The sequence below is a fragment of the Paenibacillus provencensis genome (assembly GCF_042678545.1).
GTDB classification, from domain to species: Bacteria; Bacillota; Bacilli; order Paenibacillales; family Paenibacillaceae; genus Paenibacillus; species Paenibacillus provencensis.
Genome location: NZ_JBHTKX010000001.1, coordinates 2,418,572 through 2,431,123, shown reverse-complemented (window position 1 = coordinate 2,431,123; position 12,552 = coordinate 2,418,572). Strand labels below are relative to the sequence as shown.

Here is a 12,552-nt window from a genome sequence, read left to right as displayed (position 1 = left end):
GTATAATGGCGGGCTTTGAAGTCTTGAAGCGAATACCTAAGTTAATGTGGAATTCCTAGTTTCGAAGGATGGGGGAATCAAACGGATGTCATATGAAATTGCGGAAGCGATGCTGAAACGCAGAGGTGTAAGCGTTGAATCCATCGCCAAAATAGTCTATGATCTTCAAAAAAAGTTTCATCCGGAGTTAAAGGAAGAAGAGTGTATCACAAGCGTACGGGCTGTTCTTGCCAAGCGGGAGGTACAGTATACGCTATATACGGGTGTGGCACTCGATGAGCTGGCGGAACAAAATCTGCTGCCTCAGCCACTTCAGGCTTTGATGGAAGCGGATGAGCCGCTGTATGGTGTGGACGAGACTCTTGCACTTGGAATTACCAGTGTATATGGTATGATAGGGCTTACAAGCTTTGGATATTTAGACAAGGAGAAGACCGGAATCATTAAGTGCCTGAATGACAAAACTGCCGGGATTCATGTATTTCTAGATGACCTGGTAGCGGGAGTTGCAGCGGCTGCATCGGCCAGAATTGCACATCAGAATACGAATGCGAAGATTTATCCACTGTAACAAGAAGGTTTATATTCTACTAATATGGAGATAACGAATGTTACAGTAAGATGTAATGAAGGAATATTATGGTTATAATCGTCCCATGCCTTCCTTTCCTTCCTTGCGGAAAAAAAGTCAGTTATGTTATCATTAATCCATTATACGGGCTTTGAACATGAGGCTTAGGGGGCGTACAATTGCATGTGGACGGTGATATATATTGCACCGACGGCAAAGATTGCTGACAGAATTACAACTCGGCTTGCGGATGAAGGATTTTTGGTACAAGCCCGTCCCATCAGCTTATCCAAGCAACAGTACGAAATTCTTGTACCGTCCGGAGAATTGGAAGAGGTTCAGGAGGTATTGAATTCCATTCTGCATTCATAATACTGAAGGCGGTGGAATTCTATTCATTATTTTTAGGACCTGCTTCTAATTGGACAAGGGCTACGGATGCAAAGGTGAAGCGACTCCCCACATGTGTCATTCTTCTCTTTTTTTTGCTTATAGGGCACATTTTATAGCTGCTCATGTTAACTTTATTTATGCGATGTCGATCATACGAATTGACTGCATGGGCCACAAATTTACGGCTGAAGAGGTGTAGTTGTGTTCAAAGATATTTTCCAGAAAAAACGGAAGTACGCGACCATTCCTTCAGATCGTGCACAGCGCACAGATAATCCTGAAGGTGAAGAGCGACCGCGTCGTGAGATTCCAGAGGGACTCATGAATAAGTGCAGCAAATGCGGCACGATACAATACAGCAAGGAACTTGAAAAGAATTTGAAAGTTTGTCCGTCATGCGGTTATCATATGCGTTTGAACGCAAGAGAGCGTATTGAGATGACGCTTGATGAAGGATTCGTCGAGTATGACAAGGATATGGTGTCTGTTGATCCCCTGGATTTTCCAGGATACAGATCAAAGCTGGAGCAGCAAACGATGAAATCAGGCCTGAAGGATGCCGTTGTTACAGGCGAAGGTACAATTGATGGTCATCCTGTGGTCGTTGCTGTCATGAGCTTTGATTTCTTTACAGGCAGCATGGGTTCGGTTGTTGGAGAGAAGATTACGCGTGCCATAGAGAAGGCAACCGAGAAGAAGATTCCAATCCTTATTTTTTCTACGTCAGGCGGAGCCCGTATGCAGGAGAGCATCCTGAGTCTGATGCAAATGGCGAAGACGAGCAGTGCTCTGTCAAGACATGATGAACAAGGCGGAATGTTCATATCTGTTATAACCGATCCGACGACAGGCGGCGTTTCCGCCAGCTTTGCTATGCTCGGAGATATTAATATTGCGGAACCGGGAGCGATTTTCGGGTTTGCGGGCCGAATTGTTATTGAACAAACGATTCGCCAGAAGCTTCCTGAAGACTTTCAGACGGCTGAATTCAATTTGCAGCATGGACAGCTGGACATGGTCGTAAACCGTAAGGAATTACGGAACACGCTGGCAAAACTGCTGGACATGCACAGCGCGAAAGGAGAGGTCTAAATTGGCGGGAGAGTTGCCATATGAAGCGCCTCTTATTGAGATGCGCAAAAAAATTGAAGAGCTTCAGCAATTCGGTATTGAAAAAGGCATTGATTTTGCTGAAGAAGTGGCTCGTCTGGAAGAGCGGTATACCAAATTGGAAGAGGAGATCTATTCATCGATTACGGCTCCACAGAAAATGCATCTGGCAAGACATCAGCAACGTCCAACTTCGCTGGACCTGATATCGCTCATATTTACGGACTTTATGGAGCTTCATGGAGATCGTCAGTTTGGTGATGATCTGGCCGTGGTTGGAGGACTTGCCAAGCTTAACGGACGTCCTGTTACGATCATCGGGCAGCAGCGAGGCAAAGATACGAAAGATAATATTGCTCGTTTTTTTGGGAGCCCGCACCCGGAAGGGTTTCGTAAAGCGCTCCGTTTAATGCATCAGGCCAACAAGTTTGGCAGGCCTATTATTACTTTTATAGATACAAAAGGTGCATATCCGGGCAAAACTGCGGAGGAACGTGGTCAGTCCGAAGCTATTGCCCGTAATCTCCTTGAAATGGCCAAGCTCTCCGTGCCTGTGCTATGCGTCATCATTGGAGAAGGAGGAAGCGGCGGTGCTCTTGCGATGGCGGTCGGCAATCGGGTGTTAATGCTTGAGCATGCGATTTACTCTGTTATATCTCCGAATGGCGCAGCTTCGATTCTGTGGAAGGATGCCTCCAAAGCGGATCAGGCTGCTGAAGCGATGAAAATTACAGCACAGGATCTAAAAGAGATGGAAGTCATCGAGGAGATTGTTCCCGAACCGCGTGGCGGTTCTCATCGGGATTACGAAGCGACAGCAGCATCGATTAAGGAAGCTCTTGAGAAACACCTTAGCGAGCTGCTGCAGATGGATGGAGAGGCCCTTCGTCAGGATCGCTATGAGAAATTCCGTAAAATAGGTAAATTCCAAGAAAATACAGCTAAGGAAACTGTGCTCGAAGATTCTTCGTTAATTAAAGATTAAATATGACAAAATTCCTATACAAAAGGCGAATTTTGTAGTAGATTTAATTGTTGGAAAAGATATATAAAGAGAGATTTTGAAAACGGAGGAAACTAGAAAAATGCGCAAAACTAAAATTGTATGTACTATTGGTCCTTCCAGTGAGTCGTTGGAAAACACAAAAAAATTGATTATGGCGGGTATGAACGTAGCACGCTTGAACTTCTCCCATGGTGACTTTGAGGAGCATGGCGGACGTATCAAAACCATTCGTACAGCTTGTGATGAGTTGAATAAGTCAGTTGCTATTCTGCTGGATACGAAAGGTCCCGAAATCCGTACAGGCAAACTCGAGGTTGAGCCTATCGAACTGGTTCAAGATGAGTGCATTACCCTGACAACGGAAGAGATCCTTGGCAATAAAGACCGTTTGTCTATCACATACAAAGACTTGCCAAGTGATGTATCCCCAGGATCAACGATTTTGATTGACGATGGTCTGATCGGACTTACGGTTGAGGAAGTAAACGAAACGGATATTAAATGCCGTATCGTAAACGGCGGCACCATCAAGAGCAAGAAAGGTGTTAACGTTCCTGGTGTTGCAATCTCTCTCCCTGGTATTACCGAAAAAGACGCTAACGATATCATTTTTGGAATCGAACAAGGCATCGATTTTATTGCGGCTTCCTTCGTTCGTAAAGCAAGTGACGTATTAGAAATTCGTGAACTGCTTGACAAACACAACGCAGGGCACATTCAAATTATTTCTAAAATCGAAAACCAAGAAGGCGTAGATAACTTGGATGAGATCCTGGAAGTATCTGACGGCCTGATGGTTGCACGCGGTGACCTTGGTGTTGAAATTCCAGCAGAAGATGTACCGGTTGTACAAAAACGAATGATCGAAAAATGTAATATTGCCGGCAAGCCGGTTATTACAGCGACTCAAATGCTGGATTCTATGCAGCGCAACCCGCGTCCTACACGTGCGGAAGCAAGTGACGTTGCGAATGCCATTTTCGATGGAACTGATGCAATTATGCTGTCCGGAGAAACAGCTGCAGGTAAATACCCTGTAGAATCTGTACTGACAATGGCTCGTATCGCTGAAAAAGCAGAGTCTGCACTAAACTACCGTGAACTTTACAAGAAACAGCGGATTGCTCAAGAAACAACGGTGACTGAAGCAATCAGTCAATCCGTTGCAATCAGCGCATTTGAACTGCATGCAAAAGCAATTCTTACTTCTACGGAATCCGGATATACAGCTCGAATGGTTTCCAAATATCGTCCAGAAGCTCCGATCGTTGCTGTAACGAACGAAGACCGTACAATGCGTAGACTCGCATTGACTTGGGGCGTAACACCTGTCAAAGGCGTACCATGTGAAACGACTGACGGACTGTTTGAAAACGCAGTAGTTGGCGGCAAAAAATCAGGTATCGTACAAGATGGAGATCTGGTAGTTATCACAGCGGGTGTTCCTCTTGGACGCTCGGGATCTACGAACCTTATCAAAATCGATAACATTCACTAAGGTTTCCTGAAGAATTAAGCATATAGATTTTGTACAAAAGCAATGGGACAATATTGTCCCATTGCTTTTTTCACAGTGATTTCTGCAAGGAAGGTGAGAAATTTGAAAGCTGAACAGACAGACCCAACGGCCTGGTATGGAACAAGGTTTAGAGTGCGTTATCAAGAAAGTGACCAAATGGGTGTCGTCTATCATGCGAATTATGTGAACTGGTTTGAGATCGGCAGAACCGAAATGATCCGAAGTCTGGGATTTAGTTACCGGAGTATGGAGGAGCAGGGGGTTCTGCTGCCTGTAATTGGACTTGATCTGAAGTATAAACTGCCTGCGAAGTATGATGACTATATTACAGTATGGACGCGTATAAATAATTTTAGCAGTGTCCGACTTCATTACGAATATGAAGTAAGAAGAGAAGACATTGCAGCAGACAAGATACAGATGGATAATAAAGAGGTTGTATGGATGACTGAAGAATTGCCAGGTGAACTGCTTGTCACAGGATCGACGCAGCATGTGTGGGTAAATGCGGACTTCAAGCCCGTCAGGCTTGATAAAAGCGTTCCAAACCTGTACGATGCTTTAAAGAGAGCTGTGTCAATTGGAAGGGAGTAACCGTACATGCGAAACTGGAAGTGGGCGCTTCTGCTGCTCATTCCTGCAGTGGAACTGTTCGGGTTCATATGGGTAAGCGAACAAATAGGGGCAGGTTATACTTTACTACTCATTTTGGTCACCTCAATTATCGGGATGGCGATGATGCAATTCGAGGGGCGCAAGGTTCTTCAGGATACACGTAATGAAATGCAAAATGGTCTGGTACCAGGTCGAAAGATGCTGGATGGATTATGTGTATTTTTGGGTGGCAGCCTGTTGATTATACCTGGATTTGTAACCGATATTGTTGGATTCACCCTTGTATTTCCGCTAACAAGACCCATATACCGTTTGTTCCTGCTGAAATGGATCGAGAAAAAGATGAAAGACGGAAAAATCACGTTTTATAAACGTTTTTAAGGAAGGACAGAGAGAAGTTATAACTTCTTTCTGTCCTTTTTTAGGTCTTTTTGTCGTTAATTCTGAATTCAAGCTTATGATCACAACATTCCTGTATTGTCAATGAAAGTGATTACAAAAAATGCTTTATGGTATTGAAAAAAAACTTTGATATCCAAATCCACCTCCAAATTGTTCACAGGAGCGACAAAATCCAGTATGATGATTCAAGAAAGTAGTTTACACAGCGTGTCTGATTCCAGTAACGTTTCGTGGATTTACCGTAATGTGAAATTGTAATCTATAATATTGTAAATGTTTTCATTGAGAATGTTGTAAATTTTTGATAAAAGGAGAGATGTTAAAGATGACAGCTACCAAAGGCCTTGAAGGTATCGTTGCAGCAACTTCCTCAATTAGTTCTATCGTTGACGGCGTTCTTACCTATCGCGGTTATGATATCGATGACCTCGCTGCGAACGCTTGCTTTGAAGAAGTTGCTTACTTGCTGTGGTTCGGCAAGCTCCCTAACAAAACTGAGCTTGATCAATTGAATAAGAGCTTTAGTGAATTTGCACCAATTCCTGATGAACTGATTGCTCAGATCAAACTCTATCCTCGAGACCTGAACGCGATGGCGGCTTTGCGTTCTGCGGTATCAGCACTTGGGCTGTACGATACGCAGGCAGAAGACGATTCTCAGGAAGCGAATGAGAATAAGGCAGTGAAGCTGCAAGCTCAGCTTCCGACGATCGTAGCAGCCATTTCTCGTATTCGCGAAGGCAAGGAGCCGATAGCACCTAAACAAGGGGTATCCATAGCCGAGAATTTCCTTTACATGCTTACAGGGGATGAGCCGAGTGAAACAGCAGTCAAAGCGCTTGATCAGGCACTTGTTCTTCATGCAGATCATGAGCTGAACGCGTCCACTTTTGCTGCCCGTGTAACCGTAGCTACCCTTTCTGACATGTACTCCGGTGTTACTTCTGCGATCGGTGCGCTTAAGGGTCCTTTGCATGGCGGTGCGAATGAAGCTGTTATGAAGATGCTGAATGAAATCGGTTCCAAGGATAAGCTCGAAGCCTACATCCAGCAGAAGCTGGATAATCGTGAGAAGATTATGGGCTTTGGACACCGTGTGTACAAGAATGGAGATCCTCGTGCGAAGCATCTGCAGAAGATGTCTCGTGAACTGGGTGAACAGAATGAAAACACAGAGCTGTATGAAATGTCAGTTCGGATTGAAGAATTGATTACTGGCCAAAAAGGTCTCAGACCCAATGTAGATTTCTATTCTGCTTCGGTTTATACACAGCTGGGCATCCAAAGAGATCTGTTTACTCCGATCTTCGCAATCAGCCGTGTATCGGGATGGACAGCGCATATTCTGGAACAGCTGGCGGATAACCGTATTATTCGTCCACGGGCAGAATATACAGGACCAACAACCCAAAAGTACATTTCTATTGAAAATCGATAATTTTGATAGACTCTCTAGGGTTTTTGATGAAGAAATATGTATAATAGAGTCATAGCATCCTTGGGTAGCAGGAGAATCCCTCTTGATTACCCAGGGCACTGCCATGCTTGTCAGCCTATCTAATACAACCCGCTAAATAATAAGGAGGATATTAACAATGCCGAACTTTGAAAAATTCGCACTACCTACTGAGGGCGAAAAAATTACAATCGACAACGGTTCACTTCAAGTACCTAACAATCCAATCATTCCTTTCATTGAGGGTGACGGGACAGGCCGTGACATCTGGAAGGCATCGAAGCGTGTTCTGGACGCGGCAGTAGAAAAGGCGTACAACGGTGAGAAACAAATCGCCTGGTATGAAGTGTTTGCTGGTGAAAAAGCATTCAATACATACGGAGAATGGCTGCCTGCTGATACACTGGAAGCCATCCGTGAATATATCGTAGCTATTAAAGGACCACTGACTACTCCAATCGGCGGTGGAATTCGTTCCCTGAACGTTGCTCTTCGTCAAGAGCTGGATTTGTATGTATGCTTACGTCCTGTACGTTATTTCGACGGCGTTCCTTCTCCAGTGAAGCGTCCTGACTTGGTAGACATGGTGATCTTCCGTGAGAATACAGAAGATATCTATGCAGGAATCGAGTACAAAGAAGGATCTGAGGAAGTGAAGAAAGTCATTCAGTTCCTTCAGCAAGAGATGGGCGCGAACAAGATCCGTTTCCCTGAAACATCTGGTATCGGTATTAAGCCTGTATCCTCTGAAGGATCCAAGCGTCTTGTACGTGCTGCAGTTGAATATGCAATCACTCATGGACGCAAGAGCGTAACTTTGGTTCATAAAGGCAACATTATGAAATTTACTGAAGGTGCCTTCAAGAACTGGGGTTATGAAGTAGCGGAAGCTGAGTTCGGCGATAAAGTGTTCACTTGGGCACAATACGATGAAATTAAAGAAAAAGAAGGTACGGATGCAGCGAATGCCGCTCAAAAAGCTGCAGAAGAAGCAGGAAAAATCATTGTTAAGGATGCAATTGCCGACATCGCTCTTCAGCAAGTACTGACTCGTCCTGCAGAGTTTGATGTCATCGCAACACTGAATCTGAACGGTGACTACCTGTCTGATGCTCTGGCTGCACAAGTTGGCGGAATTGGTATCGCTCCAGGCGCGAATATCAACTATGTAACAGGTCATGCGATCTTCGAAGCGACTCATGGTACAGCTCCGAAATATGCAGATAAAGATGTAGTTAACCCGGGTTCCGTTATTTTGTCCGGTGTCATGTTGCTTGAGCATTTGGGCTGGCAAGAAGCGGCTGATCTAATCTACAAAGGCATGGAAACATCCATTAACAACAAGACCGTAACTTATGACTTTGCTCGCTTAATGGAAGGCGCTACAGAAGTGAAATGCTCTGAGTTCGCAGACGAGATTATCAAAAACCTGTAGAGGAGAGCGGATACTGTGACCATTCAGCGTAAAAAGATCACCGTAGTCGGTGCTGGTTTTACTGGCGCGACAACGGCACTTATGTTGGCTCAAAAAGAACTCGGCGACGTCGTGCTTATAGATATTCCACAGCTTGAGAATCCAACTAAGGGTAAAGCGCTTGATATGCTGGAAGCAAGTCCTGTTCAAGGATTTGACAGTAATATAACCGGTACATCCAACTACGAGAATGCCCAAGGTTCAGATATCGTCATCATGACGGCGGGAATCGCCCGTAAACCGGGAATGAGCCGTGATGATCTCGTGAATACAAATGCAGGCATCGTCAAATCTGTTTGTGAAAATATAAAAAAATATTGTCCTGATTCCATCGTGATCATCTTGAGTAATCCAGTGGATGCAATGACCTATGCGGCGTATCAGACACTGGGCTTCCCGAAGAACCGTGTCATCGGCCAGTCAGGTGTTCTGGACACCGCTCGTTATTGTACGTTCATTGCTCAGGAACTGAATGTTTCTGTTGAAGATGTCCGTGGTTTTGTACTTGGCGGTCATGGTGATGATATGGTTCCACTCGTGCGTTACTCCAGTGTGGGTGGTATTCCAATTGATACGCTGATTCCTCAGGACCGAATTGAAGCTATCGTTAAGCGGACTCGTGTCGGCGGCGGCGAAATTGTGAACCTCCTGGGAAACGGGAGCGCGTACTATGCACCAGCGGCATCACTTGTCCAGATGACGGAAGCGATCTTGAAGGACAAGAAACGGATTATCCCTGTGATTGCATACCTGGAGGGAGAGTACGGATACAATGATTTGTTCCTTGGCGTACCTACAATTCTTGGCGGTAATGGGATCGAGAAGATATTCGAACTTGAGCTCACGGAAGATGAGAAGGTAGCTCTGGATCAATCGGCAGACTCCGTACGCAATGTAATTTCTGTGATCCGTATCTGATTTCAGATGTTGATTATGAAAAATCCGTGAATTATGATAGGAAACCCTTTAATTATTTGAGGGTTTCCTTTTCTTTATCCTTGCCTATCAAGTATAATTTGGAAGAGTATTACCTGTATATATTCCTTATGGGAATAGACTGATTACAGTATTATTCTAATGGGTAATATGATGATATTGTTTTCAATTTTTATAGAAAGGAGAGGTCTGCGAATATGGGCGTTATCATGTATTTTGTACACATTCTTGGAGCCGTTTCAGTCGGCTTTTACCTGTTGCTTCCTTTCGTGGTTGCAGCAATCAGCAAGCTGTCTGTACCTGCGCAAGAAGGCAGTATTGCAGCTGTAAGAACGTTTAATCGTATTGCTCAATACGGCTTGATCATTCAATTGCTGTCTGGCGGATATATTATGTCTCAAGGAGAGTATGGCGTTTCTTGGATGATCCTTGTTGTTGTTATTTTCCTTGCTATGCTAGCGATTGCAGGTATTATGGGGAAATCTCTTCGCCTTGGTATTGCAGGTATCCAAGAGAAGAAAGACATCAGCAGTGAAAAAGGAAAACTACGCGCATTTAGCATCATCCTGGCTGTACTGCTATTGGTAATGCTGTGGATTATGGTTAATCCTTGGTAAGTTGAAAAGATACATAATAAATGTATTAACAAGGACAATGGTTATTTGCTTATAAGCAAACGATCATTGTCTTTTTTGTGTTGATATTCTTTTTTGTATTAATAGATTTAAGATTTGGAATTTGAGATTTAATCATTCAAATTGTTTGATCCTATGAAGAGAGGGTAAAACCATATTGAGTAGGATGAAATAATACGTTGCTGTATCGATCTCTAGGAATAATGATGAGAGGAACAGCCATCCTAAACCTGTTAATGAAGTGAATAATTGAGGATTGAAAGGAGAAATCAAAGATGGGACAGAATCAAGCGAATCAAACTTTGCCTCCACAGCATCAGAATCAGCAGCCGGGAATTGAATCTGAAATGTATCCTAGGCCTGAATTCGAATCTGAGCAGTATAAGGCAGCAGGCAAGCTTACAGGAAAGACAGCGCTTATCACAGGTGGTGACAGCGGTATAGGCCGAGCTGTAGCGGTCACTTTTGCCAAAGAAGGTGCCGATGTAGCCATCGTGTACTTGAATGAACATGGTGATGCAGAGGAAACGAAGCGCCAGGTTGAGCAGGAAGGAAGAAAGTGTATTCTGATAGCAGGGGATGTAGGTGATTCAGCCTTTTGCCAGCAAGCGGTGAAGCAAACGGTAGATGAATTGGGACAACTGAATGTATTAGTCAATAATGCAGCAGAACAGCATCCTCAGCAAAGCTTCGAGGATATTACCGATGAGCAGCTTGAGAAGACATTTCGTACCAATATCTTCAGTATGTTCTACTTGACTAGGGCTGCAATGCCTCACTTAAAGGGTGGAAGCTCCATCATCAATACGACCTCAATTACGGCATATCGCGGCAATCCGACTCTCATAGACTATTCCTCTACGAAGGGGGCTATCACCTCCTTCACACGTTCCTTGTCCATGCATTTGGCAGAGAAAGGAATTCGAGTGAATGCAGTCGCTCCAGGACCGATCTGGACCCCGCTTATTCCTGCTACCTTCGATGAGCAAAAGGTAAGTGAGTTTGGAGCGACCCAGCCGATGAAGCGCCCAGGTCAGCCGGAAGAATTGGCACCCGCTTATGTTTATCTGGCAACAAGTGACTCTTCCTATGTGACGGGTCAAGTTATTCATGTAAACGGCGGCGAAGTTGTTAACGGTTAACTAGTATAAAAAGCTCTGTACAGTATAAACGAACTGTACAGAGCTTTTTTTTGAGTTCTCGATTCGATCTAGACTTGGAACGCAGGAATTTTTCAGATAGAGATGTAAGCATAAATGGACCGTTGAATCGTTTTCAATTTAGATTTTACATAATGAACGAAAATGAGCTAGTAATCTATGATATGATCAATTAAAACTGAGCATGAATTTACATAAGTAACATAGAGAGGATCTGTTGCAGCATGAGAATAATGTCACTACGCTTTACTGCCGGATTTGAAAAATATATGTTTATCATTATGCCACTTACATTATTGCTAGGCGTTATGCTGTCAGACCAGCTGATTTCATATGTGTCGTGGGCTCCATATTTGTTTGGCTACGTTACTTTTGTAATGGCGATCGGATGTGGAGTACGTCATTTGAAGAAGGTTGTTCAGCGTCCGGCCGTCATGGTTGTTACTCTGGTTCTGTCACATGTGCTGGCTCCTTTGATTGCATATTTTTTGGGTACGATGTTGTTCGGCGCTTCTTCGGGATATACGATTGGTCTGGTTCTATTTACGATCATACCTCTGGGTGTATCCTCGGTACTATGGGTGTCAATGTCTTATGGCAGTGTACCTCTGATGCTTGCGATGGTCGTGTTGGATTCAGCTCTAAGTCCGCTGGTCGTTCCGGGTCTAATCGAATTATTTTTTGGAGCAGAGGTTCAATTCGATACGCCCAGTCTAATCAAGGATCTAATGCTCATTATTGTTGTACCGACGATTCTGGGCGTAATTGTGTATGAACTATCTAAAGGGAAATTCAAAGAATGGTCTGCCCCAGTTACTGCACCAATATCTAAACTATGCTTTATGGCCGTAGTTCTGCTCAATGCGGCAGCTATTGCACCTCATGTAAGTAGTTTAGATTCAAGTGTGATCATGGCGATCATTTCGATTACCTTTGTCGTTGCTTTGTGTTACATCATCGGTTTTGCCGGCTCGTTCTTATTGCCATATGTTTCCCGGGAAATAAGCGTAACCATGTCTTATGCCTCCGGTATGCGGAATATATCACTCGGTCTTGTACTAGCCATGGGGTATTTTTCACCGGAAGCAGCCATACCAGTTGTACTCGGGATATTGATTCAACAGCCCTTAGCCACGGTGCAGCATGCTGTACTCAAGCGTTTTGCTCCGGTAAAAGACCAGAGTCTTGCTGCAAGGTGACATATGTTCGATTATTGGAAAGTGGATATTTATCCGGAAATAAATTAGAGGGAAAGCGCAATGCAATTGTAGTCAG

At 44.1% G+C, this 12,552-nt stretch carries 13 protein-coding genes; all 13 read left to right on the top strand.

Annotation, left to right across the window (positions count from 1 at the left end):
• Window positions 1-85 precede the first annotated feature (85 nt).
• The 13 genes from ACFQ3J_RS11715 (at window position 86) to ACFQ3J_RS11655 (ending at window position 12,476) form a co-directional block, all read left to right on the top strand.
• Window positions 86-571: a phosphatidylglycerophosphatase A family protein gene (locus ACFQ3J_RS11715; protein WP_251581807.1), complete on the top strand. Its 486-nt coding sequence runs from the start codon at window positions 86-88 to the stop codon at window positions 569-571.
• Window positions 572-754: 183 nt separating this feature from the next.
• On the top strand, window positions 755-943 hold the full coding sequence (locus ACFQ3J_RS11710) for a glutamate decarboxylase (RefSeq protein ID WP_091154585.1): 189 nt from the start codon (window positions 755-757) through the stop codon (window positions 941-943).
• A 222-nt stretch (window positions 944-1,165) separates the two neighbouring features.
• Window positions 1,166-2,056 (top strand): acetyl-CoA carboxylase, carboxyltransferase subunit beta, encoded by an 891-nt coding sequence (gene accD / locus ACFQ3J_RS11705; protein WP_251581805.1) that lies wholly within the window; start codon window positions 1,166-1,168, stop codon window positions 2,054-2,056.
• A 1-nt stretch (window position 2,057) separates the two neighbouring features.
• Window positions 2,058-3,059 carry an acetyl-CoA carboxylase carboxyltransferase subunit alpha gene (locus ACFQ3J_RS11700; protein ID WP_091154589.1) on the top strand — a complete coding sequence of 334 codons (1,002 nt, stop codon included), beginning with the start codon at window positions 2,058-2,060 and terminating at the stop codon, window positions 3,057-3,059.
• Window positions 3,060-3,159: 100 nt separating this feature from the next.
• Window positions 3,160-4,578, top strand: coding sequence for a pyruvate kinase (pyk, locus tag ACFQ3J_RS11695; protein WP_251581803.1), 1,419 nt, complete (start codon window positions 3,160-3,162; stop codon window positions 4,576-4,578).
• Between the two features lie 93 nt (window positions 4,579-4,671).
• Complete coding sequence (locus ACFQ3J_RS11690; RefSeq protein ID WP_379292848.1) at window positions 4,672-5,193, top strand: acyl-CoA thioesterase; 522 nt, start codon at window positions 4,672-4,674, stop codon at window positions 5,191-5,193.
• Between the two features lie 6 nt (window positions 5,194-5,199).
• Complete coding sequence (locus tag ACFQ3J_RS11685; protein WP_091154596.1) at window positions 5,200-5,595, top strand: FxsA family protein; 396 nt, start codon at window positions 5,200-5,202, stop codon at window positions 5,593-5,595.
• A 346-nt stretch (window positions 5,596-5,941) separates the two neighbouring features.
• Window positions 5,942-7,054 (top strand): citrate synthase, encoded by a 1,113-nt coding sequence (gene citZ, locus ACFQ3J_RS11680; RefSeq protein WP_251581799.1) that lies wholly within the window; start codon window positions 5,942-5,944, stop codon window positions 7,052-7,054.
• A 157-nt stretch (window positions 7,055-7,211) separates the two neighbouring features.
• Window positions 7,212-8,507 (top strand): NADP-dependent isocitrate dehydrogenase, encoded by a 1,296-nt coding sequence (gene icd, locus ACFQ3J_RS11675; RefSeq protein ID WP_091154601.1) that lies wholly within the window; start codon window positions 7,212-7,214, stop codon window positions 8,505-8,507.
• 15 nt (window positions 8,508-8,522) lie between these two features.
• Window positions 8,523-9,464: a malate dehydrogenase gene (gene mdh / locus ACFQ3J_RS11670; RefSeq protein WP_251581797.1), complete on the top strand. Its 942-nt coding sequence runs from the start codon at window positions 8,523-8,525 to the stop codon at window positions 9,462-9,464.
• Between the two features lie 215 nt (window positions 9,465-9,679).
• Entirely contained in the window at window positions 9,680-10,099 is a 420-nt protein-coding gene (locus tag ACFQ3J_RS11665) for a hypothetical protein (RefSeq protein ID WP_251581795.1), read from the top strand.
• A 293-nt stretch (window positions 10,100-10,392) separates the two neighbouring features.
• The gene (locus ACFQ3J_RS11660) at window positions 10,393-11,259 is read left to right on the top strand and encodes an SDR family oxidoreductase (protein WP_091154608.1); all 867 of its coding nucleotides are present in this window, start codon (window positions 10,393-10,395) and stop codon (window positions 11,257-11,259) included.
• A 242-nt stretch (window positions 11,260-11,501) separates the two neighbouring features.
• Window positions 11,502-12,476, top strand: a complete 975-nt coding sequence (locus ACFQ3J_RS11655; protein ID WP_251581793.1) for a bile acid:sodium symporter family protein — start codon at window positions 11,502-11,504, stop codon at window positions 12,474-12,476.
• The last annotated feature ends 76 nt before the right edge of the window (window positions 12,477-12,552 follow it).